Source organism: Falsiroseomonas bella (assembly GCF_003173615.1).
GTDB classification, from domain to species: domain Bacteria; phylum Pseudomonadota; class Alphaproteobacteria; order Acetobacterales; family Acetobacteraceae; genus Falsiroseomonas; species Falsiroseomonas bella.
Map to the genome: position 1 here is coordinate 808,077 of NZ_QGNA01000001.1, position 26,240 is coordinate 834,316.

The 26,240-nt window shown below is 71.7% G+C and carries 30 protein-coding genes and 3 tRNA genes; 22 read left to right on the plus strand and 11 right to left on the minus strand.

Going from position 1 to position 26,240, the window contains the following annotated elements; all coding sequences use genetic code 11:
- The first annotated feature begins 6 nt into the window (after positions 1-6).
- Together DFH01_RS03645 and recR are read left to right on the plus strand one after the other, a co-directional pair.
- Entirely contained in the window at positions 7-348 is a 342-nt protein-coding gene (locus DFH01_RS03645; RefSeq protein WP_109869013.1) for a YbaB/EbfC family nucleoid-associated protein, read from the plus strand.
- Between the two features lie 67 nt (positions 349-415).
- Complete coding sequence (gene recR, locus DFH01_RS03650; RefSeq protein ID WP_109869014.1) at positions 416-1,018, plus strand: recombination mediator RecR; 603 nt, start codon at positions 416-418, stop codon at positions 1,016-1,018.
- A gap of 2 nt (positions 1,019-1,020) precedes the next feature.
- On the opposite strand, the gene DFH01_RS03655 is transcribed toward recR, so the two are convergent.
- Complete coding sequence (locus DFH01_RS03655; protein WP_109869015.1) at positions 1,021-1,530, minus strand: ferritin-like domain-containing protein; 510 nt, start codon at positions 1,528-1,530, stop codon at positions 1,021-1,023.
- 102 nt (positions 1,531-1,632) lie between these two features.
- Here DFH01_RS03655 and DFH01_RS03660 point away from each other — a divergent pair.
- Positions 1,633-1,706, plus strand: a tRNA-Arg gene (locus DFH01_RS03660).
- 261 nt (positions 1,707-1,967) lie between these two features.
- On the opposite strand, the gene DFH01_RS03665 is transcribed toward DFH01_RS03660, so the two are convergent.
- The 5 genes from DFH01_RS03665 to rplU all read right to left on the minus strand — a co-directional run bounded on the left by DFH01_RS03665 (position 1,968) and on the right by rplU (position 4,427).
- Positions 1,968-2,423: an MgtC/SapB family protein gene (locus tag DFH01_RS03665; protein ID WP_109869016.1), complete on the minus strand. Its 456-nt coding sequence runs from the start codon at positions 2,421-2,423 to the stop codon at positions 1,968-1,970.
- Positions 2,424-2,471: 48 nt separating this feature from the next.
- Positions 2,472-2,660 (minus strand): DUF3008 family protein, encoded by a 189-nt coding sequence (locus DFH01_RS03670; RefSeq protein WP_109869017.1) that lies wholly within the window; start codon positions 2,658-2,660, stop codon positions 2,472-2,474.
- An 85-nt stretch (positions 2,661-2,745) separates the two neighbouring features.
- Positions 2,746-3,747: a GTPase ObgE gene (gene obgE / locus DFH01_RS03675; RefSeq protein WP_109869018.1), complete on the minus strand. Its 1,002-nt coding sequence runs from the start codon at positions 3,745-3,747 to the stop codon at positions 2,746-2,748.
- A 67-nt stretch (positions 3,748-3,814) separates the two neighbouring features.
- Positions 3,815-4,084 (minus strand): 50S ribosomal protein L27, encoded by a 270-nt coding sequence (gene rpmA / locus DFH01_RS03680; protein WP_109869019.1) that lies wholly within the window; start codon positions 4,082-4,084, stop codon positions 3,815-3,817.
- A gap of 25 nt (positions 4,085-4,109) precedes the next feature.
- Positions 4,110-4,427 carry a 50S ribosomal protein L21 gene (gene rplU / locus DFH01_RS03685; protein WP_109869020.1) on the minus strand — a complete coding sequence of 106 codons (318 nt, stop codon included), beginning with the start codon at positions 4,425-4,427 and terminating at the stop codon, positions 4,110-4,112.
- Positions 4,428-4,658: 231 nt separating this feature from the next.
- On the opposite strand from rplU, the gene DFH01_RS03690 reads away from it, so the two are divergent.
- Positions 4,659-4,745: transfer RNA gene (locus DFH01_RS03690), tRNA-Ser, on the plus strand.
- 144 nt (positions 4,746-4,889) lie between these two features.
- On the opposite strand, the gene DFH01_RS03695 is transcribed toward DFH01_RS03690, so the two are convergent.
- Positions 4,890-4,964: transfer RNA gene (locus tag DFH01_RS03695), tRNA-Thr, on the minus strand.
- Positions 4,965-5,071: 107 nt separating this feature from the next.
- On the opposite strand from DFH01_RS03695, the gene DFH01_RS03700 reads away from it, so the two are divergent.
- The 3 genes from DFH01_RS03700 to DFH01_RS03710 are packed head-to-tail and all read left to right on the plus strand — an operon-like array spanning position 5,072 to position 8,078.
- The gene (locus tag DFH01_RS03700; RefSeq protein WP_109869021.1) at positions 5,072-6,124 is read left to right on the plus strand and encodes an efflux RND transporter periplasmic adaptor subunit; all 1,053 of its coding nucleotides are present in this window, start codon (positions 5,072-5,074) and stop codon (positions 6,122-6,124) included.
- Positions 6,121-7,365, plus strand: a complete 1,245-nt coding sequence (locus tag DFH01_RS03705; protein WP_109869022.1) for an ABC transporter permease — start codon at positions 6,121-6,123, stop codon at positions 7,363-7,365. Before DFH01_RS03700 ends, DFH01_RS03705 begins: the two co-directional genes overlap by 4 nt.
- Positions 7,362-8,078 (plus strand): ABC transporter ATP-binding protein, encoded by a 717-nt coding sequence (locus tag DFH01_RS03710; RefSeq protein ID WP_109869023.1) that lies wholly within the window; start codon positions 7,362-7,364, stop codon positions 8,076-8,078. The genes DFH01_RS03705 and DFH01_RS03710 overlap by 4 nt, the downstream gene beginning before the upstream one ends.
- Before the next feature lie 16 nt (positions 8,079-8,094).
- Here DFH01_RS03710 and DFH01_RS03715 read toward each other — a convergent pair whose 3' ends face one another.
- Positions 8,095-8,967, minus strand: coding sequence for a diacylglycerol/lipid kinase family protein (locus DFH01_RS03715; protein WP_233255945.1), 873 nt, complete (start codon positions 8,965-8,967; stop codon positions 8,095-8,097).
- 210 nt (positions 8,968-9,177) lie between these two features.
- On the opposite strand from DFH01_RS03715, the gene DFH01_RS03720 reads away from it, so the two are divergent.
- From DFH01_RS03720 to DFH01_RS03775, 12 genes are all read left to right on the plus strand, one after another.
- The gene (locus tag DFH01_RS03720; protein WP_109869025.1) at positions 9,178-9,981 is read left to right on the plus strand and encodes a UDP-2,3-diacylglucosamine diphosphatase; all 804 of its coding nucleotides are present in this window, start codon (positions 9,178-9,180) and stop codon (positions 9,979-9,981) included.
- 39 nt (positions 9,982-10,020) lie between these two features.
- A complete protein-coding gene (locus DFH01_RS03725) occupies positions 10,021-11,073 on the plus strand; it encodes a glycosyltransferase family 4 protein (RefSeq protein WP_109869026.1) in 1,053 nt (350 codons plus the stop codon).
- A gap of 85 nt (positions 11,074-11,158) precedes the next feature.
- Positions 11,159-11,845 (plus strand): lysophospholipid acyltransferase family protein, encoded by a 687-nt coding sequence (locus DFH01_RS03730; protein WP_109869027.1) that lies wholly within the window; start codon positions 11,159-11,161, stop codon positions 11,843-11,845.
- Positions 11,842-13,176 (plus strand): 3-deoxy-D-manno-octulosonic acid transferase, encoded by a 1,335-nt coding sequence (locus tag DFH01_RS03735; RefSeq protein ID WP_109869028.1) that lies wholly within the window; start codon positions 11,842-11,844, stop codon positions 13,174-13,176. The genes DFH01_RS03730 and DFH01_RS03735 overlap by 4 nt, the downstream gene beginning before the upstream one ends.
- Positions 13,176-14,162, plus strand: a complete 987-nt coding sequence (gene lpxK, locus DFH01_RS03740; RefSeq protein WP_109869029.1) for a tetraacyldisaccharide 4'-kinase — start codon at positions 13,176-13,178, stop codon at positions 14,160-14,162. Before DFH01_RS03735 ends, lpxK begins: the two co-directional genes overlap by 1 nt.
- A gap of 25 nt (positions 14,163-14,187) precedes the next feature.
- Entirely contained in the window at positions 14,188-14,955 is a 768-nt protein-coding gene (locus DFH01_RS03745; protein ID WP_109869030.1) for a glutathione S-transferase family protein, read from the plus strand.
- Positions 14,956-15,080: 125 nt separating this feature from the next.
- The gene (locus DFH01_RS03750) at positions 15,081-15,656 is read left to right on the plus strand and encodes a TetR/AcrR family transcriptional regulator (protein WP_109869031.1); all 576 of its coding nucleotides are present in this window, start codon (positions 15,081-15,083) and stop codon (positions 15,654-15,656) included.
- Positions 15,653-16,696, plus strand: coding sequence for an efflux RND transporter periplasmic adaptor subunit (locus DFH01_RS03755; RefSeq protein WP_109869032.1), 1,044 nt, complete (start codon positions 15,653-15,655; stop codon positions 16,694-16,696). The genes DFH01_RS03750 and DFH01_RS03755 overlap by 4 nt, the downstream gene beginning before the upstream one ends.
- A complete protein-coding gene (devC, locus tag DFH01_RS03760) occupies positions 16,693-17,967 on the plus strand; it encodes an ABC transporter permease DevC (RefSeq protein ID WP_233255946.1) in 1,275 nt (424 codons plus the stop codon). Before DFH01_RS03755 ends, devC begins: the two co-directional genes overlap by 4 nt.
- A 154-nt stretch (positions 17,968-18,121) precedes the next feature.
- On the plus strand, positions 18,122-18,811 hold the full coding sequence (locus DFH01_RS03765) for an ATP-binding cassette domain-containing protein (RefSeq protein WP_109869033.1): 690 nt from the start codon (positions 18,122-18,124) through the stop codon (positions 18,809-18,811).
- A gap of 83 nt (positions 18,812-18,894) precedes the next feature.
- Positions 18,895-20,115, plus strand: a complete 1,221-nt coding sequence (locus DFH01_RS03770) for an MFS transporter (protein WP_158287605.1) — start codon at positions 18,895-18,897, stop codon at positions 20,113-20,115.
- 152 nt (positions 20,116-20,267) lie between these two features.
- Positions 20,268-20,708 (plus strand): helix-turn-helix domain-containing protein, encoded by a 441-nt coding sequence (locus DFH01_RS03775; protein WP_109869035.1) that lies wholly within the window; start codon positions 20,268-20,270, stop codon positions 20,706-20,708.
- A 25-nt stretch (positions 20,709-20,733) separates the two neighbouring features.
- Here DFH01_RS03775 and DFH01_RS03780 read toward each other — a convergent pair whose 3' ends face one another.
- Positions 20,734-20,937 (minus strand): hypothetical protein, encoded by a 204-nt coding sequence (locus DFH01_RS03780; protein WP_109869036.1) that lies wholly within the window; start codon positions 20,935-20,937, stop codon positions 20,734-20,736.
- 167 nt (positions 20,938-21,104) lie between these two features.
- Here DFH01_RS03780 and DFH01_RS03785 point away from each other — a divergent pair, with 167 nt between their 5' ends.
- The gene (locus DFH01_RS03785; RefSeq protein WP_109869037.1) at positions 21,105-21,992 is read left to right on the plus strand and encodes a TauD/TfdA dioxygenase family protein; all 888 of its coding nucleotides are present in this window, start codon (positions 21,105-21,107) and stop codon (positions 21,990-21,992) included.
- 24 nt (positions 21,993-22,016) lie between these two features.
- Here DFH01_RS03785 and DFH01_RS03790 read toward each other — a convergent pair whose 3' ends face one another.
- Both DFH01_RS03790 and DFH01_RS03795 read right to left on the minus strand, forming a co-directional pair.
- A complete protein-coding gene (locus DFH01_RS03790) occupies positions 22,017-23,249 on the minus strand; it encodes an MFS transporter (protein WP_158287606.1) in 1,233 nt (410 codons plus the stop codon).
- A 93-nt stretch (positions 23,250-23,342) separates the two neighbouring features.
- Positions 23,343-23,627, minus strand: coding sequence for an usg protein (locus tag DFH01_RS03795; protein WP_109869039.1), 285 nt, complete (start codon positions 23,625-23,627; stop codon positions 23,343-23,345).
- A 346-nt stretch (positions 23,628-23,973) separates the two neighbouring features.
- On the opposite strand from DFH01_RS03795, the gene groES reads away from it, so the two are divergent.
- Together groES and groL are read left to right on the plus strand one after the other, a co-directional pair.
- On the plus strand, positions 23,974-24,285 hold the full coding sequence (groES, locus tag DFH01_RS03800) for a co-chaperone GroES (RefSeq protein WP_109869040.1): 312 nt from the start codon (positions 23,974-23,976) through the stop codon (positions 24,283-24,285).
- Between the two features lie 53 nt (positions 24,286-24,338).
- A complete protein-coding gene (groL, locus tag DFH01_RS03805; RefSeq protein ID WP_109869041.1) occupies positions 24,339-25,976 on the plus strand; it encodes a chaperonin GroEL in 1,638 nt (545 codons plus the stop codon).
- Positions 25,977-26,240: the final 264 nt, after the last annotated feature.

Genomic DNA, 26,240 nt, shown 5'->3' on the forward strand with positions numbered 1-26,240 from the left:
GACGCGATGAAGAACCTCGGCAACATGCTGAAGCAGGCGCAGCAGATGCAGGCGCGCATGCAGGAGATGCAGGCGAAGCTGGAGGCGATGGAGGTGGAAGGCGCCTCCGGCGGCGGCATGGTGAAGGTCACGCTGTCCGGCAAGGGCGACCTGCGCCGCGTGGCGATCGACCCCTCGCTGATGACGGCGGACGAGAAGGAAGTGCTCGAGGACCTGCTCGTCGCCGCGCATGCGGATGCCAAGCAGAAGGTGGAATCCACCATGGCCGAGGAGATGCAGAAGGCCACCGCTGGGCTGAACATCCCGGGCGGCCTCGGTGGCCTTGGCGGCATGAAGCTGCCCTTCTGACGTCCCGTCTCCCTCCCCCGCATGCGGGGGAGGGTCGGGGTGGGGGCGGCGCTCCCGCCGGCATCACATGACCGATCTACCCAACGATCCCATTGAGCGCCTCATCGCGCTGCTGGCGAGGACGCCCGGCATGGGGCGGCGCAGCGCGCGCCGGGCCGTGCTGAAGATGCTGATGCGCCCGCAGGAGACGATGCTGCCGCTGGCCGAGGCGCTGACCGAAGCCGCGCGCGCCGTGCGCCCCTGCGAGACCTGCGGCAACCTCGACGCGCAGAGCCCCTGCGGCATCTGCCGCGACCCGCAGCGCGACCGCCACCTGGTCTGCGTGGTTGAGGGCGTCGCCGATCTCTGGGCGCTGGAACGCGCGCATGCGCATCGCGGGCTGTATCACGTGCTCGGCGGCGTCCTCTCGCCGCTGGCCGGCATCGGCCCGGAGGATCTCGCCGTCGGCCCGCTGCTGACGCGCATCGCCGCCGGCGGCGTGGAGGAGGTGATCATCGCGCTGCCGGCCACCGTGGATGGCACCGCGACCGCGCATTACCTGACGGACCGTCTGCGCCCTGCCGGAATCGCCGTCACGCGCCTGGCGCAGGGCGTGCCGTTGGGCGGCGCGCTGGACGTGCTGGACGAGGGCACGCTGGCCGCCGCGCTGCGCGCGCGACGGCCGGCCTGAGCTCAGACGCCCGCGGTCTGGCCCGCGGCTTCGCGTTGCATGTAGCGGCGGATGGTGGGCTCCAGGTTCTGCGCGATCCACTCCGCCATGCGCTGCTCCTCCTGCAGGCTCTCCTGCAGCAGCGGCTGGGCGGCGCTGTCTCCCGCGGCGTCGGCCATGGTCTGCAGCGCGCGGTAGGTGGCGATCTCGTAGTGCTCGAAGGCGTAGTTGGCGAAGCTGTTCTTCACCACCTCGTCCTGCGCGATCGCGTGCCCCATCGCGGCCATGTTGCCCATGATGGTGGTGCCGATATCCTTGAGCGTGGAGGGCGAGGTGCCGAGCGCGTTCAGGATGCGGTCGATCCGCTGCTGCTGCCGGCGGCTTTCCTCGACATGCTCGCGCAGACGTTCCCGAAGCTCGGGGTAGTTCTCCAGCCTTTCGACTTGCCGCTGGCAGAGCTGGATGGCCTGCGCTTCCAGCGCATGCGCATCCTTCAGGCCGGCGATGTAGATGTCGCGAATGCTCGTGGCCATGCGCCGTGGTCCTTTCGCAGGGGGTGCGGGGGGAACGGCAGACCGACCCCACCGGTTCCGCCCCTCGCGCGGCGCGGCGGGGCCGTGGTAGCATGTTGGCGAGTTCCCGTAGCTCAGCTGGATAGAGCACCAGATTCCTAATCTGGGGGCCGTGGGTTCGAATCCCGCCGGGAACACTTCCGCCGACTTCAGCGCTGCGAACCCACGGTTTCGGTGTCGCCCGCCTGCGGCGGGACGGTTCGAATCCCGCCGGCAACACTTCCGCCGACTTCAGCGCTGCGAACCCACGGTTTCGGTGTCGCCCGCCTGCGGCGGGACGGTTCGAATCCCGCCGGCAACACTTTTTTCGTTTTCGATCCCGCAATTTTCGCGCTCGCGCCTCAGCCGGGCGGGTGGGATCCCGCGCGGACACCACGTCACCGGCACGCTTCAGCCGCTCACCCCTTCGAATGGCCGTCAGGCTTCAGCCGGCTCAGCACGTACAGCGTCAGCACCGTGAAGACCGCGATCACCACCGCCACGTCATAGGCCGAGAGCGCCACCGCGATCCCGATTGCGCCCGTGGCCCAGAGGGACGCGGCCGTGGCCGTGCCATGCACCTCGCCGCCGCCCTTCAGGATCGCACCGCCGCCGATGAAGCCGATGCCCGTGATCACGCCCTCGATCACGCGCGCGACGGCCTCCGGTTCGCCGGCGGTCACATGCTCGGTGGCGAGGACGAAGCCGCAGGAGGCCACGGCGACGAGCGGAAAGGTGCGCAACCCGGCGCTGCGATCCTCCCGCTCGCGGTTCCAGCCGATCAGGAAGGCGAGCGCATAGGCGATCGCGAGGTCGCGCACCTCCGGCAGGAAGGACAAATGCCGCACGGAGGGCAGCAGCTCCGAAAGGTCCATCCGCCGCTAACCCGTTGCGCGGCAGGCCGTTCCGCGCGCCCCGCGCGGTCAGTGCCGGGTCGCGCGCCGCGGCAGCTTGCTGCGCTTGGCACTGGCCAAGTCGTGCAATTCCTTCTCGCTCATGGACTCGGCCATGCCCTTCGAGGCGCCCTTCAGGCTGGACTTGGGCGTCTCTCCGCGCTTCGCGGACAGGGCGGCGCCGGCCGCCATCTGCTGCTTCTTCGACTTCGCAGGCATCGCGCGTTCCTCCGCTGCCACCCCCGACCGAGGGGGGCGTTGCGGCACAACGCACCGGGCGCGCGGCCGCTTCGCGGCGCGGCCCTCAGCCGCCGCGACCCTCCGCGATGGCGGCGCCGAGTGCGCGCAGCACCTCCGCCACGCCCTCGCCGGCAACGCCCGAGACGGCCATCGCCGGGCGCCCGGCGGCGCGCGAGAGCGCCTTCAACCGCGCGGCGCGCACCTGCGGCGTGATCGCATCCACCTTGTTGAGGGCGACGATCTCCGGCTTGTCCGCCAGGTCGTGGCCATACCCTTCCAGTTCGCGCCGGACGGTGCGGTAGGCGCGCGCCGGGTCGGCCTGGGTGCCGTCCACCAGGTGCAGCAGCACGGCGCAGCGCTCGATGTGGCCGAGGAAGCGGTCGCCGAGCCCGGCACCCTCGCTCGCGCCCTCGATCAGGCCGGGGATGTCGGCCAGCACGAATTCGGTCGTCGCATCCGGCCGCACCACGCCGAGCTGCGGGTGCAGCGTGGTGAAGGGGTAGTCCGCGATCTTCGGCCGCGCGGCGGAGACGGCGGCGAGAAAGGTGGATTTGCCGGCGTTCGGCAGCCCGACCAGGCCCGCATCGGCGATCAGCTTCAGCCGCAGCCAGACGCTGCGCTCCTCGCCCGGATGGCCCTTGTCGGCGCGGCGCGGGGCGCGGTTGGTGGAGGATTTGTAGTGGGCGTTGCCGAAGCCGCCATCGCCGCCGCGGCACAGCACCACGCGCTGGCCCACCGCGGTCAGGTCCGCCAGCAGCGTCTCCCGGTCCTCGGCCAGGATCTGCGTGCCGACGGGCACCTTCAGCACCACGTCGTCCGAGGCCGCGCCGGTGCGGTCGGAACCCGCGCCGTTGCCGCCCTTCCGCGCGCGGAAATGCTGCGCGTAGCGGTAGTCGATCAGGGTGTTGAGGCCGTCCACCGCCTCGGCCAGCACGTCGCCGCCCTTGCCGCCATTGCCGCCATCCGGCCCGCCGAACTCGATGTATTTCTCGCGGCGGAACGCCACGACGCCGTCGCCGCCGTCGCCGGCCTTCAGGTGGACCTTCGCCTCGTCGAGGAATTTCATGGCAGGGGCCTGGAAACGCGAACGGGGGCCGAGAGGCCCCCGTCCAGCGTCCGCGCGGGCGGAAGGGTTACTCGGCCGCGGCCGGCAGCGGCACGACGGAGACGTGCACGCGGCCTTCGGCCTTGCGCTCGAACTTCACCTGGCCGTCCACGGCGGCGTGGATGGAGTGGGTGCGGCCGACCAGCACGTTGGTGCCGGGGCGCATCTTGGTGCCGCGCTGGGTGACGATGATGTTGCCGGCCTTCACGACCTGCCCGCCCGAGCGCTTCACGCCGAGCCGCTTGCCGGCCGAATCGCGCCCGTTGCGCGAGGAGCCGCCTGCCTTCTTGTGTGCCATGGTGGGGTGCTCCCTTAGCTCTGCGTCAGGCCGCCGCGATCTCGGCGATCTTCAGCACGGTCTGGTGCTGGCGGTGGCCGTTCTTCCGGCGGCTGTTCTGCCGGCGGCGCTTCTTGAAGATGATGACCTTGTCGCCGCGGGTCTGCTCGACGACGGTCGCGGTCACCTTCGCGCCCGGGACGGTCGGCGCGCCGAGGGTCACGCCGGCATCGGTGCCGATGGCCAGGACGTCGTGGAAGGTGATGGTGGCGCCGGGCTCGGCCTCGAGCTTCTCGACGGTGAGCACGGCGTCGGGGGTGACGCGGTACTGCTTGCCGCCGGTGCGGATCACTGCGTAGGTCATTGCTCGCGCTCGGGCTTTCGGGGTCCGGTGCTTCGGTCTGTCCGGGCTGGCGCCCGGTTGGTCTGGATCGGCCGCACCTGGCCGGTGCCGGCCAAACGCAACCGCCGGCGGCCGCGGGGCCTGCCGGAGGAGCGGGCGTATAGCGGTCGCGGCCGGCGGGAGTCAACGTCGCGGACGCACAGGCGAGTTGCCAGCGCGCCGCGCCGCTTCTATACCGCGCCGCCCACCTGCGGAGAGGTGGCAGAGTGGTCGATCGCGTCGGTCTCGAAAACCGAAGTCCGTGCAAGCGGACCGTGGGTTCGAATCCCACCCTCTCCGTTCCTGCCCGACACCGGCGCCGGCATGACATGCAGCGCCTGTACCTGTCCCTGCAGCGTCGAGGCCAGAGCCCGAGGCAGCGCGCGGCGCAAAGCCCGCGGCTGCAAATCCGACCTGGATGCTTGAAAAAGGTGCGCCGGGCGCTGGTGCCGACACCCGGATTTGAACCGGGGACCTACTGATTACGAATCAGTTGCTCTACCGCTGAGCTATGTCGGCGCGCGACCCGGCGCCTATAGCGGCCCCCGGGCCCGCCGGCAACCTCCGTGGCCGCCACGCCCCCGCGCCTGCCGCTGTCCGGCGGAGGATGCTACGCTTTTCGGAACATGCTGCGCCGCACCTTGCTCCTCCTCGCCGTGGCAGCCCTGGGCGCGGGGGCTTGGTGGGCCTGGCGGGCGCTGCCGCCGCGGGTCGCCATCGCCGTCGCCACCACCGGCCCCGCGCTCGAAGCCGTCTACGCCACCGGCTCGGTGGAGCCCGTCCACTGGGCCCGCGTCGGCCCTGCCACCCGCGCCCGCATCACGGAGGTGCTGGTCCAGGAAGGAGAGAGGGTCACCGAAGGCCAGGCCCTGGCCCGCCTCGACGCACGCCAGGCCGAGCTTCTTGCACGCGAGGCCGAGGCGCGCGCCCGCTTCGCGGATGACGACCTGACCCGCACCCGCACCCTCGTCACCCGCGACATCGCCGCCCGCGCCACGCTGGAACGCGCCGAGCGCGACGCCCGCGCCGCCCGCGCCGCGGCAGACGCCCTGGTGCAGCGGCTCGAGGATTTCGTCGTCCGCGCGCCCACCGACGGCCTCGTGCTGCGGCGCGACGCGGAGGTGGGCGAGGTGGTGGACACCCCGGCCTCCCTGTTCTGGATCGGCGAGCCGCGTCCGCTGCGCGTCACTGCCGAGGTTGACGAGGAGGACATCGCGCGCATCGAGCCCGGCCAGCGCGTGCTGCTGCGCGCCGACGCCTTCGCCGCGCGCGTTCTGACAGGGGAGGTGGCGCAGATCACGCCCAAGGGCGACACCACGCGCAAGGCCTATCGCGTGCGCCTCGCCCTGCCCGACGATACGCCGCTGCTGATCGGCATGACCGTGGAGGCCAACATCGTCCTGCGCGAGACGCCCGATGCCGTGCTGGTGCCGCCGGCCGCCGTGGTGCTGCCCTCGGCCGGGCGCGGCGTGGCCGCGGCGCCCCTCCGGCCCGGCGCCACCCGCACCGGCACGGTCTGGGTGGTGGTGAAGGAAGCCGCGCAGCGCCGCCAGGTGGAGATCGGCGTGCAGGGTCCGCGCGCCACCGAGATCCGCCGCGGCGTCGCGGCCGGCGAGGCGGTGATCCTCGACCCGCCCGAAAGCCTGCGCGACGGCCACGCGATCAGGCTCAGGCCATGAACCTGATCCTGGAGCTCGCCCGCGGGATGCTGCGCCGGCGCCGCCGGCAGACCATCGTCTCGGTCTCCGGCGTGGCGCTCGGCGTCGCCTTCTTCATCGCCATCGCCGCGCTGATGCGTGGCTTCCAGACCTACTTCGTCAACCAGATCATCGATGTCGCGCCGCACATCACGATCAAGGACGAAACCCGCCTTCCGCCCGCGCAAGCCGCCGAGATCATGGTGACCGACGGCGCCGTGCAGGTGCATGGCGTGAAGCCGCGCGACCGCATCCGCGGCATTCGCGCGGCCGGCGACAAGCTCGCGATCCTGGAAGCGATGGATGGCGTCGCCGCCGCGCCCGTTCTGCAGGGCCAGGCGCTGCTGCGCTACGGGTCGCGCGACGTCTCGGCCGTCATCACGGGGATCGATCCCGCGCGCCATGTCCGCGTCTCCAACATCGAGAAGGACATGACCGCGGGGCGACTCGAGGATCTGCGCAGCACCGCGAACGGGATCGTCATCGGCGAGGGGCTCGCCTTCAAGCTCGGCGTGAAGATGGGCGACACCATCTCCGCCGTGTCGCCGTCCGGCGTCGCGCTGTCCATGAAGGTGGTCGGGCTGTTCCGCACCGGCATCCAGCAGGTGGACCAGTCCAACGGCTTCGCGCTGCTGAAGGTGAACCAGGTGCTGCAGGACCGGCCGAACGTGGTGAACCAGATCCTGCTGCGCCTGGCCGACGTGACGCGCGCCGAGCCGCTGGCCCGCCAGATCGAGGCGCGCTTCGGCGAACGCACCGAAAGCTGGGAGGAGCAGAACCAGAACATCCTCACCGTCTTCGTGATCCAGAACGCGATCATGTATTCGGTGACGGGCGCGATCCTGCTGGTCGCCGCCTTCGGCATCTACAACATCATCTCCACCGTCGTGTTCGAGAAGACGCGCGATATCGCCATCCTGAAGTCGCTCGGCTTCACCGAGGGCGACATCCAGCGCCTGTTCCTGGTGCAGGGCATCATCGCCGGCCTGCTCGGCGCCATCGCCGGCTGCCTGCTCGGCGCGCTGATGGTGGAGGCGCTGGCGCAGATCCGCTTCAACGTGAACACGCCGGCCGGCAACGACCGCTTCATCCTGGCGCGCGACTGGCGCGTCTATGTGGCGGCCAGCATCTTCGCCGTGCTCGCCGCCGGCATCGCGGCGGTGATCCCGGCGCGCCGCGCCAGCCGGCTCGATCCGGTGCAGGTCGTGCGCGGGGCGGCGTGAGCGACCATTCCGACGACCGCGCGCAGAAGCCGCCGCTGATCGAGGCGCGCGGCGTCACGCGCACCCTGCCGGAAGGCGTCACGCTGGTGCGCGACATCTCGCTCGCGATCGGGCCGGGCGAGTTCGTCGCGATCACCGGACCGTCCGGCTCCGGCAAGTCCTCGCTGCTGTATCTGCTCGGCCTGCTCGACCGCCCCACCTCCGGCGAGGTGCTGCTGGAAGGGCAGGACACCGCGCGGCTGCCGGCGAAGGAGATGGCGGCGCTGCGCCTCGCGCGGCTCGGCTTCGTGTTCCAGTTCCACTTCCTGCTGCCGGAGTTCAGCGCGCTCGACAACGTGCTCATCCCGATCCGCCGGCTCGGCCGCCTCAGTGACAAGGCGGGGCGGGAACGCGCGATGGCGCTGCTCGACACGCTCGGCCTGGCGGATGCCGCCCGAAAACTGCCGGAACAGCTCTCGGGCGGCATGCGCCAGCGCGCGGCCATCGCGCGGGCGCTGGCGAATGATCCGGCCCTGCTGCTGGCGGACGAGCCGACCGGCAACCTCGACACCAAGAACGCCGCCGCGGTGTTCGACACCTTCGCGCAGATGGTGGCGCGGGACGGACGCTCGGTCATCGTCGTCACCCACGATCCCGGCCTCGCCGCGCGCGCCACGCGGCAGGTGCATCTGGTGGACGGGCGCATCCTCTACGATGAGGCGACGCGCCGCTGAGGCGGCGTGCGACGCCTCACGGCACGACGATGCCGAGCGGCGACGGCGCGTCCGTCACCTCCACCGGCAGCAGCCCGGCCGGATCGCCATCCGCCTGCACCGGCACCGCGCCGGCGGCGGCAAGGCGGATGCGCCGCGCCGGCATGATCTCCACGCCGGGCAGGCGCGGGATCAGCCCGAGCGGCAGCGCCGCGCCGGCCAGCGCCGCCTGCAGCGCGCCGCTGCGCCGGAACAGCACCAGCCGGAAGCCCGGCTCGGCGGCGCGCGCATCGGGCGCGATGCGGTAGCGCCCGGCATAGAGCCGGCCCTTCGTCACGATGGCGCTTGCCGCCGTCGTGGTCACGCCGTCGAAGGTCACGGCGATCGGCGGGAAGTCGTAGCGCGCCATCTGTCGCAGCGATTCCAGCACATAGGCCGCACGCCCGATGCGACGCTTGAGCCCGAGATCGAGCCGCGCCACGACGGCCGCGTCGAAGCCGGCACCGAGCATCTGCACGAAGAGCCGCTCGCTGCCATCGGCGAACCGCGCCAGGCCTGGCCGCAGCGTCGCGATGCGCCCGGCTGCGATCACCGCCGCCGCGCGGTCCGGCGCCTGCGGCAGGCCGAGTTCCCAGGCCAGCACATTCGCCGTGCCGAGCGGCAGCACGCCGAGCGCCGCGGCGCTGCCGGCAAGGCCCGCCGCGACCTCCGCGATCGTGCCGTCGCCGCCGGCGGCGACCACCAGCGGGACGCCGCGCGCGGCGGCGCTGCGCGCCAGCACGGCCGCGTCGCCCGGCCCGCGTGTCTCCGCGACCTGCGGCGCAAGCCCGCGTGCGCGCAGCGCGCCGAGCGCACGCGAGAGGCGGCGTTGCCGCCCGGCGCCGGCCGCCGGATTGAACACGATGAGCACGGGCGCCGCGTAGCGCCGCCACGTGACGATTCGCAAACGCTTTGCTGACGAGCGCGTGACATGCGATGCGCGCATCGCTCCGCGGCCTGCCGCGCACAACACGTCATTCAAGATTCACGTCGAATCGTTGAGCGGTCGGCTAAAGCCCGCCCACGCAACGGAAGCCGTCAGGCCGCGTTGCGCGGTGGTGGTGGCGGGAGCCGGACGGGCATGCACAGCATCGAGGCGAAGCGTCACTACCGCAGCGTGTTCCTCTCCGACCTGCATCTCGGCACCCGCGGCTGCCGCGCCGATTTCCTGGTGGACTTCCTGCGCCGCGTCGAGTGCGACCGGCTGTTCCTGGTCGGCGACATCGTGGATGGCTGGCGCCTGCGGAAATCCTGGTACTGGGACTCCCACCACGACGAGGTGATCCGCCTGGTGCTGCGCGCCGCGCGCAACGGCACCGAAGTCACCTACATCCCCGGCAACCACGACGAGGCGCTGCGCGACTGGCTCGGCATGGAGATCGCCGGCGTGCGCCTGCTGAACGAGGCCGTGCACCACGCCGCGGACGGCCGCCGCTACCTGGTGATCCATGGCGATCAGTTCGACAGCGTGGTGCGCTACGCCAAGTTCCTCGCCCATCTCGGCGACTGGGCTTACGACTGGGCGCTGACGATGAACCGCTGGTTCAACGCGGCGCGCCGGCGCTTCGGCTATCCCTACTGGTCGCTGTCGCAATGGCTGAAGCGCCAGGTGAAGGAGGCGGTGAAGGCGATCGACCGCTTCGAGACGGCGCTGGCGCAGGAAGCGCGCCGTCGCGGCCTGGACGGCGTGGTCTGCGGCCACATCCACCATGCGGAGATGCGCACGGTGAACGGCGTGCTCTACATGAACGACGGCGACTGGGTGGAAAGCTGCACCGCGCTGGTCGAGCATTTCGACGGCCGCTTCGAACTGGTGGACTGGGCGCGGGAGAACCGCCTCTCCTTCTTCCAGGCGCCGGCGCGCCCGGTCGAAGCGGCTGCCTGACGCGGACGGGCGGCATTGGACGGCATTCCGGTCTGGGGGATGGGCGCGCTCGCCGAAAGCCGACCCGGCCCGCACCGCATCCTGGTGGTCAGCGATGCGTGGCATCCGCAGGTGAACGGCGTCGTGCGCACCCTGACCACGGTCGTGAAGGAATTGCGCGCAGCAGGCGACACTGTGGAGGTGATCGGCCCGGACCGCTTCGCCTCCTTTCCCATGCCGGGCTATGCGGAGATCCGGCTGGCCATCGCGCCCGGACGCAAGCTGGCACGCATGACGGAGGCCTTCGCGCCGGATGCGGTGCACATCGCCACGGAAGGCCCGCTCGGCTGGGCGATGCGCCGCATCTGCCTGAAGCGCGGCTGGCGCTTCACCACCAGCTTCCACACCCGCTTCCCCGAATATCTGCACGCGCGCACGCGCATCCCCACCGCCTGGTCCTGGGCCGTGATGCGCCGCTTCCATGAGGCCGGGTCCGGCACCTTCTGCGCCACGCCCTCCCTCGCGCGCGAACTCGCGGGGCAGGGCTTCACGCATGTGGTGCCCTGGTCGCGCGGCGTGGACCTCGCCCGCTTCCGGCCGGATGCCGCGGCGCATGGCGCGCCGGAGACGTGGGAGGCGCTGCCGCGGCCGATCTTCCTCTATGCCGGGCGCGTCGCGCTCGAGAAGAACATCGGGGCCTTCCTCGCGCTCGACCTGCCGGGCAGCAAGGTGGTGGTCGGCGACGGGCCGCAGCGCGCCGCGCTGCAGAAGCGCTTCCCGCACGCGCATTTCGCCGGCTATCGGGAGAATGGCGCGCTCGCTCGGGCCTATGCGCAGGCGGATGTCTTCGTCTTCCCCTCCCGCACCGACACCTTCGGGCTGGTGCTGCTCGAGGCGCTGGCCAGCGGCACGCCGGTGGCTGCCTATCCGGTCACCGGCCCGCTCGACGTGATCGGCGAAACGCCCGTCGGCGCGCTGGACGAGGATCTGCGCGCCGCCTGCCTCCGCGCGCTCGGCACCGACCGGGCGCGCTGCCGCGCCCATGCCGAGCAGTATTCCTGGGAGGCCTGCGCCAGCCGCTTCCGCGACAGCCTGGTGCCCGTCGGGGGCTGACGCTGGAGAGAGGGGCGGGAAATTTCCTGTCCCGCCCCGCCCGTGCTAGGGGCGCGCGCATGACGTGCCTCCCGCAGCGGGACATATGCGCAAGCTGATCCGCCATCCCGCCGTGCAGGCCGGGCTGGCGCGCATCCTCGGCGCCTATATCGCCTTCGTCGCCCGCACCACGCGCTGGACCTTGCTGAACCAGGACGCCGCCCTGGCCGAGGTCGCCTCCGGCCGGCCGCTCATCCTCGCCTTCTGGCACGAACGCCTGCCGGTGCTGCCGGTGGTGCGCCGGCTTGCCATCGCCCAGAACCCGGCCATCGCCCGGCTGACCCCCTACATCCTCGTCAGCCAGCACCGCGACGGCCGCTTCATCGGCGCGGCGGTGGAGCGCTTCGGCTTCCGCATGGTCTACGGCTCCTCCTCCCGCGGGGGCGGGCAGGCGCTGCTCGAGATGATGCGCATCCTGGAGCGCGGGGACCCTGTGGCGATCACGCCGGACGGGCCGCGCGGGCCGCGCCGCCGGGCGGCCCCGGGCGTGGCGCAGCTCGCCGCGCTCTCCGGCGCCGCGGTGCTGCCGCTCGGCGGCGCCACCCGCCATCACCGGCTGTTGCCGAGCTGGGACCGGATGATGCTGCCCCTGCCCTTCGGCCGCGGCGCCATCGCCTGCGGCAGGCTGATCCACGTGCCGCGGGACGGCGCGGAGGCGGCGCTGCCGGAGATCGCGGCGGAACTCGACGCCGCCTGCGCCGCGGCCGATGCGGCGCTCGGCATCACGCCGTGAAACCCGGCCCGATCGCCTGGCGGATCGGCGCGACGCTGCTCGCGCCGCTGCTGCCGCTGCACCTGGCCCGCCGCGCCCGGCGGGGGAAGGAGATCGCCGCGCGCCTCGGCGAGCGGCGCGGGCAGGGCGCGGCGCGCCCGCCGGGCCGGCTGTTCTGGTGGCATGCCGCGAGCGTCGGCGAAACCGGCTCGATGCTGCCGGTGCTCGGCGCGATGGCGGCGCGCGATCCGGCGCTGCATTTCCTCGTCACCACCGGCACCGTCACCTCGGCCGAGCTGCTCGCCCAGAGGCTGCCGGCCGCGCTCGCCCCGCGCGTCGCGCATCGCTTCGTCCCGCTCGACGTGCCAGCCTGGACGGCGCGGTTCCTGCGCGATTGGCGGCCGGATGCCGGCGCCTTCGTCGAAAGCGAGCTCTGGCCCAACCTGCTGGCCGAGGCGCAGCGCCGGGCGGTGCCGCTGGCTTTGGTGAACGCCCGGATGAGCGCGCGCAGCGCCGCCCGCTGGCGCCGCGCCCCCGGTCTCGCCCGCCAGACCCTCGGCGCCTTCCAGACCGTGCTGGCGCGGTCGGAGGAGGATGCGGCGCGGCTGCGCGGCCTCGGCCTGCCGCAGGTGCTCTGCTGGGGCGACGTGAAGACGGCGGCGGCGCCCCTGCCGGCCGATCCGGCGGCGCTGGAGGCGCTGCGCACGGCGATCGGCGACCGGCCGGTCTTTCTCGCCGCTTCGACCCATCCGGGGGAGGAGGCGCTGGCGCTCGCCGCCCATCGGGCGCTGGCGCCAGAGGTGCCGGGCCTGCTGACGATCCTCGTCCCCCGCCACCCGGAGCGCGGCGCGCCGGTGGCGGCCGAGGCCGGGGACCTGCCCACCGCCCGGCGCGGCGCCGGCGAACTGCCCGGGCCGGGCACCGCGATCTATGTCGCCGACACGCTGGGCGAGCTCGGCCTGTTCTACCGGCTGGCGCGGGTCGCCCTCGTGGGCGGGTCGCTGGTGCCGCATGGTGGGCAGAACCCGCTGGAGCCGGCGCGGCTCGGCTGCCCCATCCTGGTCGGCCCCCATACGCGCAACTTCGCCGAGGCCATGGAGCGGCTGCTGGCGGCCGGCGGCGCCCTCCGGCTGCCCGACGCCGCGGCGCTGGCGCCCGCGATCCGCGACGTGCTATCGGATCCGGGCCGCGCGCGGGCCATTGCTGAGGCCGCCGCCGCGGTCGCCGAAGGCCGCGCCGACCTGCCGGAGCGGCTGGCCGAGGCGTTGCTGGGCCTGCTGCCGCCGCCGGATCCTCCGGCGGAGACGCCCGCGGAAGGGCGCCGGACAGGCTTCCTGACGAACGAGGTCTGATGAGGGCACCCGGGTTCTGGGTGGGCAGCGGGGGCATCGCGCCCCTTCTCCTCACCCCCCTTTCGGCGATCTATGCCGGCGCGACCGCCCGGCGCATGGCCCGCCGCGGCTGGCAGGCGCCCGTGCCGGTGATCTGCTGCGGCAACGCCACGGCGGGCGGCGCCGGCAAGACCACCGTCGCGCTCGATATCGGCCGGCGGCTCGCCAATCGCGGGATCGCGGCGCATTTCCTGTTGCGCGGCTATGGCGGCAGCCTGAAGGGGCCGCTTCGGGTGGACCCCGATGCGCATGACAGCACCCAGGTCGGCGACGAGGCGCTGCTGCTGGCGGAGACGCGCCCAACTTGGATCTCCGGCGACCGCGGCGCCGGCGCCCAGGCGGCGGTGGCGGCGGGCGCACAGGCAATCGTGATGGATGACGGGCTGCAGAACCCGACGCTCGAGAAGGACCTGTCGCTGCTGGTGATCGATGGCGGCTTCGGCTTCGGCAACGGCCGCGTCATCCCCGCCGGCCCGCTGCGGGAGCCGGTGGCGGCCGCCGCCGCGCGCTCCGGCGCCGCGGTGCTGATCGGCAAGGACGAGACCGGCGCGCTTTCCCAGCTTCCGCCCGGCTTGCCAGTGCTGCGGGCGAAGCTCGTGGCGGGGCCGGAGGCGGCGATGCTCGCCGGCCAGCCCGTCTTCGCCTTCTGCGGCATCGCCAACCCCCAGAAATTCTTCGCCACCCTGCAGGAGGCCGGCGCCGTGCTGGCGGGGCGGGAGGCCTTCGCCGACCACTACCCCTATGACGAGGGCGACCTGAAGGAGCTGCTGGCCCAGGCCGAGACCCTGCGCGCGGTCGCGGTGACCACGAAGAAGGACTTCGTGCGCATCCCGGCGCAGTTCCGCTCCCGCGTGACGGTGGTCACCGTGAGCCTCGCCTGGGAGGAGCCGGCGGCGGTCGAGAGCCTGCTCGATCCGCTCGCCGCCAAGGTGCCGATACCGGCCTGAGCGCCGCCGAGAAGGAGGGCCGGCGATGGCCGAGGTGCAGATCTACAGCATCGCAGTCTGCCCCTTCGCGCAGCGCAGCCGCATGGTGCTCACGCTGAAGGGCGTGCCCTTCGCGCTGACCGAGATCGACATCACGAAGCCCCGGCCGGACTGGTTCCTGGAGATGAACCCGCTCGGGCAGGTGCCGGTGATCCGGCATGACGGCCGGGTGCTCAACGAATCCAGCGTGATCAACGAATATCTGGAGGAGGTCTTTCCGGAACCGCGCGTCTTCCCCGCCGACGCTTATCGGCGGGCGCAGTCGCGCATCCTGATCGACCACCTCAACGCGGTCTTCGTGCCGGCGATGTACACGCTGCTGCTGAACCAGGACCCGGCCCGCCATGCCGGGCTGGTGGAGAAGGCGGTGGCGTCCTGGCGCTGGCTCGACGCCTTCCTGCTCCGGCACAACCCGGACGGCACCTGGCTCTGGGACGATTTCGGCATGGCCGATCTCTCCGCCGCGCCCTTCTTCCAGCGCTGGGTGCTGAACGACTGGTTCCGCCGCTTCGTGCTGCCGGAGGCCGGCACCGCGCGCGTCCGGCGCTGGCGGGACGCCTGCCTGGCGCATGACCTGGTGGTGCGGACCGGCATGCCGGCGGAGGATTTCATCAAGCTCTACGCCGACTACGCGCTGGGCTTCGGCAATGGCGCGGTGCCGCCGGGGCGGGAGCGATCCTCCTTCGACTTCACCTGGCCGCTGGCCGAGCGACCGATGCCGCCGGTGCCGGACTGGGTGCCGACGGCCGCGTAACTTTCCTGCGTCCCGCGCCCGGCGGCGGCCGGCGCCGGAACCCTGTGCCGGCGCCACGACGGCAAACTATACCGGCTGGACGGTTTGTGCTTGACGAACCGTCCAGCCGGTATAGTTGAAGCGGAATGACCGACGGCCCGCCCAGCGCTCCGCCCGATGTTCGAACCCGCGTCCTGGACGCCGCCGAGGCGATCATCCAGGCCCGCGGCGTCGCCGGGCTGACGCTGGAAGCCGCGGCGCGCGATGCCGGCGTCTCCAAGGGCGGGCTGCTCTACCACTTCGCCTCGAAGGAGGCGCTGCTGATGGCGCTGATGGCGCGCCTGGCCGAGTTCATGCAGAGCGAGTACCGCGCCTGCGTCGAAGCCCAGCCGCCCGGCCCCGGCCGCGTGGCGCGCGCCAACCTCGAATGGGGCTTCGGCGACGGCGCGATGTCCTGCAACGAGAAGCACGACCGCGCCGCGGCGATCTTCCTCGCCGCCTTCCACCACGACCCCGCCCTGCTCGACCCGGTGCGCGCGGTGATCGCCCGGATGCGCGCGGACAACGCCGCGGACGGCCTGCCGCCCGGGCTCGGCGAGGTGATCCACGCCGCCGCCGACGGCATGTTCATGGCCCGCATCTTCCGCCTCTACGCGCCGAGCGACGCCGAGCGCGCCGCGATGCGCGGCAGGCTGGAGCGGCTGCTGGAGGCCGCGCGATGACGCGCCGGGCGAAACTGCTCGCCACCGCCATGCTGCTCGCCGCGGCGGCCGGCGGCGGCTTCCTCTGGACCCGCAACGGGGAAGCCGAGCGCGCCCCCGCCCCCGCCCCGGCGGCGGAGGCCGGCCCGGTCGGCATCGGCGCGCTGGGCCGCGTGGAGCCGGCCTCGCGCATCCGCCGCCTCGCCCCCGGGCCCGCCCAGGAAGGGGCCCGCATCGCACGGCTGCTGGTCGCTGAAGGCGACCGCGTCACCGAAGGCCAGGTGCTGGCCGAGTTCAGCGAGGCGCCGCTGCGCGACGCCGCCGCGCAGCAGGCGGAGGGGCTGGCGGCCCAGGCACGCGCCAAGCTCGCGCGCACCCGCGCCGCCGGCCGCCCCGCCGAGATCGACGCCCAGCGCGCCCGCATCGAGGCGCTGCGCAATGCCGAGGCCAGCGCCCGGCGCGAGGCCGAGCGCGCGGAGCGCCTGGAACGCAGCGGCGCCGGCGCCGAGGCGGTGGCCGAACGCGCCCGCTTCCTCGCCAACCGCGCCCGCGCCGAGCGCGCCGAGGCAGAGGCGATCCTGGAGACGCTGCTGCATCCCCGCCCCGAGGACGTCGCCCTGGCCGAGGCCGAGCTGCAGGCCGCCGAGGCGGCGCTGGCGCGGGCGCAGGCCGAGGCGGATCTCGCCCGGCTCAAGGCGCCGATCGCCGGCACGGTCATCCGCGTGATGGCCCGCGCCGGCGAGCGCGCCGGGACCGACGGCGTGATGGAGATCGCCGATCTCTCGCGCATGGATGTCGTCGCCGATGTCTACGAGACCGACCTGCCGCGGCTGCGCATGGGCGCGGCGGCCGAAGTGGTCGTGCCCGGCGAGGCCGCGCGCTTCCCCGCGACCGTGCGCGAGATCGGCTGGCAGGTGCGGCGCAACACCCAGGCGAACACCGATCCCGTGGCCGCCGTGGACGCCCGCACGGTGGAAGTGCGCCTCGCCCTCTCGCCCGAGGCGGCGGAGGCGCTGTCGCGCCGGTCCAACATGCAGGTGCAGGTGGCGATCCGGCCGTGAACGAGATCCCCCGCCCCGAGACGCTGCTGCCCTGGGCGCCCGAGCGCACCGGGGAGGCACCGCCGCCCGCCGCGGCCGCGCCCCGCCGCAAGGGCCCCGGCCTGCTGGCCGCCACGCTGCTGGCGGTCCGCCTCGCCTGGCGCCAGCTGCGGGCGGAGAAGGCGCGCCTCGCCTCCGCCATCGCGGGCGTGCTCTTCGCCTGCGTGCTCGTCTTCATGCAGCTCGGCTTCCGCGGCGCGCTGTTCGAGAGCGCGACGAACCTCATCGGCAGCATGCGCGGCGACCTGTTCCTGATGCACCCGATGACGCTGGCCAGCTTCCGGCCCGAGCCGCTGCCGCGCGTGCGCGCGCAGCAGGCGCTGGCACTGCCGGAGGTGGAGCGCGCGGCGCCGATCTACCTGGCGCAGTCCACCTGGCGGAACCCGGTGGACGGCTCGCGCCGCACCATCCAGCTGATCGGCGTGGATGTCGCGGCCGGCGTGCTGGACTTCCCCGGCCTCGCGCCGCTGGTGGACCAGCTGAAGCGCGCCGACACGGTTGCCTTCGACCGCAGCTCCCGCCCCGAGTTCGGCCCCATCGCCGCGTTGCTGGCCGAGCGCGGCGGGCCGATCGAGGCGGAGATCGGCAACCGCCGCATGGACGTGGTCGGGTTGATCGAGATCGGCCCCTCCTTCGGCGCGGACGGCAACGTCGTGCTGTCCGAGGTGAATTTCCGCCGCGTGGTGAAGGAGCGCCAGGTCGCGGCGGTGGATCTCGTCGCGGTGAAGCTGCGGCCCGGCACCGACATTGCGCAGGCGCAGGCGCGGCTGCGCGCGCTGCTGCCGCCCGACGTGATGGTGCTGACGCAGGAGGAGCTGCGCGCGCATGAGCGCCGCTACTGGGAGGAGGCGACGCCGATCGGCTTCATCTTCGCCTTCGGCAGCCTGATGGGCCTCGTGGTCGGGATGGTGATCGTCTACCAGATCCTGTTCAGCGACATCGCGAGCCACCAGAAGGAATACGCGACGCTGAAGGCGATGGGCTATTCCGGCTTCTACCTGGCGCGCGTGGTGCTCGGCGCCGCGCTGATCCTGGCCGTCGCGGGCTTCATCCCCGGCCTCGTGCTCTCCTGGTTCCTCTACGGCGTGGTCGCCGACGCCACCTTCCTGCCGCTGCGCCTCGACCTGGCGCTCGCCGGCCTGGTGTTCGGCATGATCTTCACCATGTGCGCGCTGGCCGGCCTGCTCGCGGTGCGCAAGCTGCGGGACGCCAACCCCGCGGACATGTTTTGATGGTGCCCTCAAACGCCGGGCGCGGCGCATCCGCGCCGGTTGGCTTCGCGCAGGCCACGGTTGCGCCGGGCCACGCGGCTGGTCTGTGCGCGGGCCGCATTCGCGGCCTCGGCGTGCTGCGCACGCCGTCAGCGTTCCGTTCGGCTTTCAGCTCATGAACCCCGTCGAGCTGCGCGGCCTCTCCTACGCGTACGGGGAAGGCGAGCTGCGACGGCCCGTGCTGCGCAACGTGGACCTGACGGTGCGCACCGGCGAGATCGTGCTGCTCACCGGCCCGTCGGGCAGCGGCAAGACCACGCTGCTGACGCTGATCGGCGCGCTGCGCGCCATGCAGGAAGGCAGCGCCCGCGTGCTCGGCGAGGAGCTGATGGACGCGACCGAGACGGCGCGCGTGCGCCTGCGCCGGCGCATCGGCTTCATCTTCCAGAACCACAACCTGCTGGGCTTCCTCACCGCGCGGCAGAACGTCGCGATGGCGCTGGAGCAGGACGGCGCCCTGGGCGAGGCGGCACGGCTGGATCGCGCCGGCCGCCTGCTCGGCGCCGTCGGCCTGGCGGGCCATGAGGACAGGGTGCCGGCGAAGCTCTCGGGCGGCCAGCGCCAGCGCGTCTCGGTCGCGCGCGCGCTCGCCGCCGATCCCGGCCTGATCCTGGCTGACGAGCCGACGGCGGCGCTCGACAAGGCAAGCGGCCAGGAAGTGGTGCAGCTTCTTCGCAACCTCGCGAAGTCGCGCGGCGTCGCGATCCTGCTGGTCACGCACGATCCGCGCATCCTCGACATCGCCGACCGCATCGTCGCGATGGAGGACGGGCGCATCGTGCAGTCCGACACGGTGCCCGGCTGACGCCGTCCGTCCGACGCGCGGGGCCGCACGGGGATTGAGCCTCCGGCCCGCGGCTGCAAAGCTCGGCGCCAACAATTCTGCGGGTGGAAAGCTTGGAGTCCGGTCAGGCTCGGCGCGTCCTGGCGGTGCCGGATTTCCGGCGCCTCTGGCTGGTTGGCCTCGTCGGCTCGGTCGCGCGCTGGCTGGAGATGCTGGTCATCGGCGTCGTCGTCTACCAGGCGACGGACTCCGCGCTGCTGGTCGCCGCGATGACCCTGCTGCGGATGCTGCCGATGGGGCTCTTCGGCGCGATCCTCGGCGTCATGGCCGACCGCGTTCCGCGCCGCGGCGCGCTGCTGGCCGTGCTGGTGCTGCAGGCCGTGGCGGTGGGCGAGCTGGTGCTGGCCGACCTGCTCGGCACCCTCGCCGTCTGGCAGATCGCACTCGCCAGCCTGCTCGGCGGCCTCGGCTGGGCCACCGACAATCCGGTGCGCCGGATGCTGATCGGCGAGGCGGTCGGGCCCGCGCGCATGAGCCAGGCGATGTCGCTCGACGTGATGGCGAGCAATGCCAGCCGCGTCGCCGGCCCGGCGCTCGGCGGCACGTTGCTCGCGCTGCTCGGGCCAGGCGCCGCCTTCGGGCTCTGCCTTCTGTTTCATCTTGTATCTTTCGCGACCGCGCTCAGGCTGACCGTCGGGACCACCGTGGAGCGGCAGCGCAGCCGCGGCGTGCTGCAGGAGATGCGCGAGAGCTTCGCCTTCGCGCTGCACCATCCGCGCCTGCGCGCCGTGCTGCTGGTCACGATCGTATTCAATCTCTCCGCCTGGCCCTGCACCAGCATGATCCCGGTCATCGGCCAGTCCGGGCTGGGACTGGGCCCGGAGGGCGTCGGCATCCTCGCCAGCATGGACGGGTTGGGCGCGCTGGTCGGTGCCGCGCTGGTGGGCGCCTTCGTCGCGCCGCACCGCCACGCCGCGATCTATGTCGGCGGGACCATCATCTATCTTGCCATGATGGCAGGCTTCGCGCTCTCGCCCTCGCCGCTGCTGGCAGGATTGCTGCTGGTGGCCGTTGGCGTCGGCGGCGCTGGCTTCGCCAGCATGCAGGCGACGCTGATCTACCTTTCCGCCCCGCCGGAGCAGCGCAGCCGGGCGCTCGGCGTGCTCTCCACTGCCATCGGCACGGGCCTGCTCGGCTTCCTGCAACTCGGCCTTCTTGCCGAGTCGCTGGGCGCCGCAACAGCGACCGCCGTTGTCTGCGCGCAAGGTATACTGGTCCTCGCTGCAACCTGGAGCGTATGGAAGCCGCTCTTCCAGCAAGATTAGCGGTTTCACTGTCGCACTCGTGATGGTAACACGCAGCGCGCTATTGCTGACGAGGCGAAACTCACGCGCAATTCATGCGCGCTTCGGGCGAACACGTGGCCATGTCAGGCATTCGGGGCGGGCTACTCACCCGGGGTAAGGGAAAGAAGAAGATGGCCACAACCAACACCGAGCGCCGGACGGGCGCCAACGCATCCGCCGAACGGCCGGGCCAGCGCGCGAACGCCGCGGACCGGCATGTCGGCGCGCGGATCCGTGAGCGGCGCGTGATGATGGGGCTTTCGCAGCAGCAACTGGCGAAGATGATCGGCGTCACCTACCAGCAGGCGCACAAATACGAGCGCGGATTGAACCGCATCTCGGCCGGCCGCCTGTTCGAGATCGGCCAGGTGCTGGGCGTGCCCGTCTCCTGGTTCTTCGAAGGGCTCGCGCCGGAATCCGATGCGCAGGAAGCCAGCCCGCGCCAGCGCATGTGCCTCGAGCTCGCGCGCAACTTCGCGCTGATCGACAACGAGAAGCACCAGGAAGCGCTGAGCCAGATGGCGCGCGCGCTGGCGGCGCAGTCGCAGGCGGAGCGCGAAGGACACTCCTGACCGGGCGGCGCGCCCGCACGGCGCGTCACGCGTCGTCGGGTTCCGTGCGATGCGGCCGCGCGCCGCTTCGCGGATCGTCCTGCGCCGCCATCCGGCGCTCCACGACATGGCTGCGGTCGTCCGGGCAGCCGGGCGGAACCTCGGCGTATTGACTGCCCGCCAGCGCGGGCAAGGGTGCCAGCCACAGCGCGAAGAGCCCGGTGACGGCGGCACGTCGGATCGGTCGCATCTCGTCTGCCTCCTTCCGCATGCGAGGAGGCTCGCCCCCGCCAAGGGCGACCAAAGGGCCAGGTCGGGGCGGGAATGCGGCAGGCTGGCCGCATCGCCGCGCGCGCGATAGCCTCCGCCTCCTGGATGAGTCGCGAAGGCCGCCCGACAGGCCGAGGAGGAGACGGCATGACGATCACGATCCGCCCCGCGAATCCCGCGCGCCCGGACTTCGTGGGCGAGGTGTCGGGCGTGGACCTCCGCCGCGGCATCGACGGCACGGAGGCCGCCGAGATCGAAGCCGGCATGGACCGCTACGCCGTGCTCGTGTTCCGCGGGCAGGACATCGACGACGCGCAGCAGATCGCCTTCAGCCGCCATTTCGGCCCGCTGGAGCAGGCGACAGGCGACATCGCGCGATCCGACCAGCGGCGCCTCTCGATGGAGGTGAACGACATCTCCAACCTCGATCGCGACGGCAGCGTGCTGGCGCGCGACGATCGCCGGCGGCTCTTCGCGCTCGGCAACATGCTCTGGCACAGCGATTCCAGCTTCAAGCCCACGCCGGCCAAGTATTCGCTGCTCTCCGCGCGCGTCATCCCGGGCTCCGGCGGCAACACCGAATTCGCGGACATGCGCGCCGCCTGGGACGCGCTGGACGACGAGACGAAGGCACTGGTGCGCGACCTGGTCTGCGAGCACACGCAGATCCACTCCCGCGGCACGCTCGGCTTTTCCGACTTCACCGAGGAGGAGCGCGCGCGATGGGCGCCGGTGCCGCAGCGCCTGGTGCGCCGCCATCCGCGCACCGGGCGCCTCTCCCTGTTCCTGTCGGCGCATGCCGGTGGCATCCAGGGCTGGCCGAAGCCGGAAGCGCTGATGCTGCTGCGCGACCTGACCGAGCACGCGACGCAGCGGGACTTCGTCCATGCCCATGTCTGGCAGCCGCATGACCTGGTGATGTGGGACAACCGCGTCACCATGCACCGGGCACGACGCTACCCGGCCGAGCAGAAGCGCGACCTGCACCGCACCACCGTGGCCGATTCCGCGCCGACGTTGGAACAGGCCGCCTGATCTGCGGTGCGGCCCGAAGCGGCGCTAAGCGGCGGCGGGAACGGGACGACCCTCGCGCAGGCGCAGCCACACGACGGCAAGCGCGGCGACGCAGAGCAGAACGAGCGAGAACCAGTTCAGCGCGAACCAGCCCAGCCGCTCCTGCAGGAAGCCGGCGGTGAAGCTCATCATCGCCGTGGTGCCGAAGATCAGGAAGTCGTTCAGTGCCTGCACCTTCCCGCGCTCGTTCGGGCGATAGCAGGTGGTGACCAGCGTCGTCGCGCCGACGAACAGGAAGTTCCAGCCCACGCCGTTCAGCGTCATCGCGGCACGGAAGTGCCACTCGCTGAGGCCCGCCAGCCCGGCGGCCACGCCGGCGAACAGCAGCACCACGCCCACCGTCATCACGCGCGTCGTGCCGAAGCGGGTGATCAGGTTCCCGGTGAACAGCGCAGGCACGAACATGCCCAGCACATGCATCAGGATGACCATGTGCGCCTCGGAATGCGGCATGCCGCAGCCGACGATGGCCAGCGGCGAGGCGCCCATCAGGAACACCATCACCCCGTAGCCGACCATCGCCGAGACCACGGCCGCGATGAAGCGCGGCTGCCGCGCGATCTCGGCCAGCGGGCGCGGCGCCATGGCGGCCGGATCGCGGACGCCCGGCACCGTCGCCGCCATCTCGGGGAAGCGGATGAAGGACATGATGGTGAAGACGACGGCGTGGATCAGGAAGATCGCCGCATAGGTGCCGATGTAGAAGGGCATCCACTGGTCATGCGTCCAGCGCACCAGGCTCGGCCCGACGAAGGCGGCGACGATGCCGCCCGCGGTCACCCAGGAGATCGCCTTGGCGCGGTGCGACATCGGCACGAGTTCCACCGCGGCGAAGCGGTACTGGTGCAGGCAGGCCACGGCATAGCCCAGCAGGAAGCCGCCCGCGCACATCGTCACGAAGCTGCCGTTGTAGAGCCCCGTGCCGATGGTCGCCGCGCCGGCCATGCCGAAGATCGAGCCGACCCGGAAGCCGAAGCGCCGCCCCATGCGCTGCATCAACATCGCCGCCGGGAACACCCACAGCATCACGCCCAGGTGCTGCATGGTCACCGGCAGGGTGGCGAGGTCGCGATTGGCATAGAAGGTCACGACCGAAAGCGCCGTGGCCGCCAGCATCATGGTGTTGCAGGCCTGGCCCAACGCCTGGCAGGTCGCCAGCAGGCCGAGATTGGCCCTCGCCCGGGCGTCCAGGGAACGGTCTTGCTGCGCCTCGGGCATGGGAGAGAAGGCTATCCTCCCGGCCAGCCCGCGCTCAAGGCGAGGGGCGGGAGGGGCAGCCATGCGCCCGGGGTAGGGCCCGGGGATCTCCGCTCAGTGCAGCCGGAACTCCCCGCCCGCGTAGCGCAGCTCGGCCGGCTTGATCAGCGCGGCGGAGGCGACGCGGACGGAATGCAGCGGCGCCTCGATCTCGCGCTTCCAGAATTCCAGGAACCGGCCAAGCTCGGGGAAGCGCGGCGCCAAATCGTGCTTCTGCCAGATGAAGCTCTGCAGGACTCCCGGATGGTCCGGCATGTGGTAGAGCAGTTCGGCGGTGGTCAGCCGCCAGTCGGGCAGCGTGGGGAAACGGGCGAGACGCTCGAGGCCGCTGAGATCCATCCTGTTCCTGTCCTCGTTCCGGCGCGATGGGCCGTGCTGTTCCTTCCCTGTTCCTGACGGCGCGGCGCAGCGCGACCGCCGGACGCATGAAGCATGCCATGGCTGGATGGGGACAACGCAAGAAAAACGTTGAAGTTCAACGCATTAGCACTCGCACTCAGAGAGTGCTGCCGACGCTTGACGTTGCGCCGGGGCTGCCCTAGATCGCTGGCACTCCTCTGGGGGGAGTGCTAGCGGACGCCGGAATGGGTCCGTTGGCGGCGGGAAGCAGGCCGGGTCCGGCATGCCCCCGCGTATCTCCGGAAGAGCTTGCCACTCATATGGAAGCAGTCAGGAGAGGATTCGCATGAACTTCCGTCCCCTGCACGACCGCGTTCTCGTTCGCCGCGTGACGGCCGAGGAGAAGACCGCGGGAGGCATCATCATCCCCGACACCGCCAAGGAGAAGCCGCAGGAAGGCGAAGTGATCGCCGTCGGCTCCGGCACCATCAACGAGAAGGGCGAGGTCCGCCCGCTCGACGTGAAGGCCGGCGACCGCATCCTGTTCGGCAAGTGGTCGGGCACCGAGGTGAAGCTCAATGGTGAGGAGCTCCTGATCATGAAGGAGTCCGACATCATGGGGATCCTCGACAACCCTTCCGTCGCGAAGGCGGCCTGAGAGCTCATCTCAGGCTCATCGTCTCGGACACACAGATCTAGGGAACGGAAAACATGGCTGCAAAGGACGTCAAGTTCGGCGCCGGCGCGCGTGAGCGTATGCTCCGCGGCGTCGACATCCTCGCCGACGCGGTGAAGGTCACGCTCGGCCCGAAGGGTCGCAACGTCGTGATCGACAAGAGCTTCGGCGCGCCGCGGATCACCAAGGACGGCGTGACCGTCGCCAAGGAGATCGAGCTGGCCGACAAGTTCGAGAACATGGGCGCCCAGATGGTGCGCGAAGTGGCCTCGAAGACCAACGACATCGCCGGTGACGGCACCACCACCGCGACCGTGCTCGCCCAGGCGATCGTCCGCGAGGGCGCGAAGTCGGTGGCCGCCGGCATGAACCCGATGGACCTGAAGCGCGGCGTGGACAAGGCCGTGGCCGAGGTCGTGAAGTACCTCGAGGCGAACACCAAGAAGATCACGACCTCCGCCGAGGTCGCCCAGGTCGGCACCCTCTCCGCCAACGGCGAGGCCGAGATCGGCGAGATGATCGCCAAGGCGATGGAGAAGGTCGGCAACGAGGGCGTCATCACGGTCGAGGAAGCCAAGAGCATCCAGACCGAGCTCGACGTCGTCGAGGGCATGCAGTTCGACCGCGGCTACGTCTCTCCGTACTTCATCACGAATGCGGAGAAGATGATCGCCGAGATGGACAACCCCTACATCCTCATCTTCGAGAAGAAGCTGTCGGGCCTGCAGCCCATGCTTCCGCTGCTCGAGGCGGTGGTGCAGTCGGGCCGTCCGCTGGTGATCGTCGCCGAGGACGTCGAGGGCGAGGCGCTGGCCACCCTGGTGGTCAACAAGCTGCGCGGCGGCCTGAAGGTCGCGGCGGTGAAGGCGCCGGGCTTCGGTGATCGCCGCAAGGCGATGCTCGAGGACATCGCGATCCTCACCGGCGGCCAGGTGATCAGCGAGGATCTCGGCATCAAGCTCGAGAACGTCACCCTCAACATGCTGGGCAAGGCGAAGACCGTCCGCATCGAGAAGGAGAACACCACGATCGTCGACGGCGCCGGCTCCAAGGAGGAGATCCAGGGCCGCTGCGAGCAGATCAAGGCGCAGATCGAGGAGACCACCTCGGACTACGACCGCGAGAAGCTGCAGGAGCGCCTGGCGAAGCTCGCCGGCGGCGTGGCGGTCATCCGCGTGGGCGGCTCCACCGAGGTCGAGGTGAAGGAGCGCAAGGACCGCGTCGACGACGCGCTGCATGCGACCCGCGCCGCGGTCGAGGAAGGCATCGTGCCGGGCGGCGGCGTCGCCCTGCTGCGCGCCTCCACCAAGCTTGGCCACCTGAAGGGCCTGAACAACGACGAGCAGGTCGGCATCGAGATCGTGCGCCGCGCGATCCAGGCGCCGCTCAAGCAGATCGCCGAGAACGCCGGCAAGGACGGCGCGGTGGTTGCGGGCGAGACGCTCCGCAACGACAGCCCCTCCTTCGGCTACGACGCGCAGAAGGACGAGTACAAGGACCTCGTCGCCGCCGGCATCATCGACCCGACCAAGGTCGTGCGCACGGCGCTGCAGGATGCGGCCTCGGTCGCCTCGCTGCTGATCACGACGGAGGCGATGATCGCCGAGCGTCCGGAGAAGAAGGCCCCGGCCGGCGGTCCTCCGGGCGGCGACATGGGCGGCATGGACTTCTGATCCGCGCGCCGTCCGGGCTTCGACCCGGACGGCACCGCGATCGCCGTTCTCGCGACGGGCGGGCCTTCGGGCCCGCCCGTTTGCGTTGGCGCCATTCCTGTCGCCGATGCACGCGCCGCGACGCATCCCGCGTGCATCCTGCGCTTTTCCGTACGTCTCGCGCGCCATGCGGCAATCGCCGGCTGACAAACGCGTGACCACGCCGCTCATGCTTTGACTTGGCTTCCGGCGCCCGCGCATCTTGCCGTCGTCAACGCGTAAGGC

Coding starts and splice junctions, on each gene's coding strand:
- recR (WP_109869014.1), top strand. CDS start 416: ATGACCGATCTACCCAACGATCCCATTGAGCGCCTCATCGCGCTGCTG.
- groL (WP_109869041.1), top strand. CDS start 24,339: ATGGCTGCAAAGGACGTCAAGTTCGGCGCCGGCGCGCGTGAGCGTATG.
- rplU (WP_109869020.1), bottom strand. CDS start 4,427: ATGACCTACGCAGTGATCCGCACCGGCGGCAAGCAGTACCGCGTCACC.
- rpmA (WP_109869019.1), bottom strand. CDS start 4,084: ATGGCACACAAGAAGGCAGGCGGCTCCTCGCGCAACGGGCGCGATTCG.
- DFH01_RS03645 (WP_109869013.1), top strand. CDS start 7: ATGAAGAACCTCGGCAACATGCTGAAGCAGGCGCAGCAGATGCAGGCG.
- DFH01_RS03780 (WP_109869036.1), bottom strand. CDS start 20,937: ATGCGACCGATCCGACGTGCCGCCGTCACCGGGCTCTTCGCGCTGTGG.
- DFH01_RS03785 (WP_109869037.1), top strand. CDS start 21,105: ATGACGATCACGATCCGCCCCGCGAATCCCGCGCGCCCGGACTTCGTG.
- DFH01_RS03705 (WP_109869022.1), top strand. CDS start 6,121: ATGAACCTGATCCTGGAGCTCGCCCGCGGGATGCTGCGCCGGCGCCGC.
- DFH01_RS03700 (WP_109869021.1), top strand. CDS start 5,072: ATGCTGCGCCGCACCTTGCTCCTCCTCGCCGTGGCAGCCCTGGGCGCG.
- DFH01_RS03665 (WP_109869016.1), bottom strand. CDS start 2,423: ATGGACCTTTCGGAGCTGCTGCCCTCCGTGCGGCATTTGTCCTTCCTG.
- DFH01_RS03670 (WP_109869017.1), bottom strand. CDS start 2,660: ATGCCTGCGAAGTCGAAGAAGCAGCAGATGGCGGCCGGCGCCGCCCTG.
- lpxK (WP_109869029.1), top strand. CDS start 13,176: ATGAGGGCACCCGGGTTCTGGGTGGGCAGCGGGGGCATCGCGCCCCTT.
- DFH01_RS03795 (WP_109869039.1), bottom strand. CDS start 23,627: ATGGATCTCAGCGGCCTCGAGCGTCTCGCCCGTTTCCCCACGCTGCCC.
- DFH01_RS03765 (WP_109869033.1), top strand. CDS start 18,122: ATGAACCCCGTCGAGCTGCGCGGCCTCTCCTACGCGTACGGGGAAGGC.
- DFH01_RS03655 (WP_109869015.1), bottom strand. CDS start 1,530: ATGGCCACGAGCATTCGCGACATCTACATCGCCGGCCTGAAGGATGCG.
- groES (WP_109869040.1), top strand. CDS start 23,974: ATGAACTTCCGTCCCCTGCACGACCGCGTTCTCGTTCGCCGCGTGACG.
- DFH01_RS03745 (WP_109869030.1), top strand. CDS start 14,188: ATGGCCGAGGTGCAGATCTACAGCATCGCAGTCTGCCCCTTCGCGCAG.
- obgE (WP_109869018.1), bottom strand. CDS start 3,747: ATGAAATTCCTCGACGAGGCGAAGGTCCACCTGAAGGCCGGCGACGGC.
- DFH01_RS03730 (WP_109869027.1), top strand. CDS start 11,159: ATGCGCAAGCTGATCCGCCATCCCGCCGTGCAGGCCGGGCTGGCGCGC.
- DFH01_RS03750 (WP_109869031.1), top strand. CDS start 15,081: ATGACCGACGGCCCGCCCAGCGCTCCGCCCGATGTTCGAACCCGCGTC.
- DFH01_RS03790 (WP_158287606.1), bottom strand. CDS start 23,249: ATGCCCGAGGCGCAGCAAGACCGTTCCCTGGACGCCCGGGCGAGGGCC.
- DFH01_RS03755 (WP_109869032.1), top strand. CDS start 15,653: ATGACGCGCCGGGCGAAACTGCTCGCCACCGCCATGCTGCTCGCCGCG.
- DFH01_RS03725 (WP_109869026.1), top strand. CDS start 10,021: ATGGGCGCGCTCGCCGAAAGCCGACCCGGCCCGCACCGCATCCTGGTG.
- DFH01_RS03720 (WP_109869025.1), top strand. CDS start 9,178: ATGCACAGCATCGAGGCGAAGCGTCACTACCGCAGCGTGTTCCTCTCC.
- DFH01_RS03775 (WP_109869035.1), top strand. CDS start 20,268: ATGGCCACAACCAACACCGAGCGCCGGACGGGCGCCAACGCATCCGCC.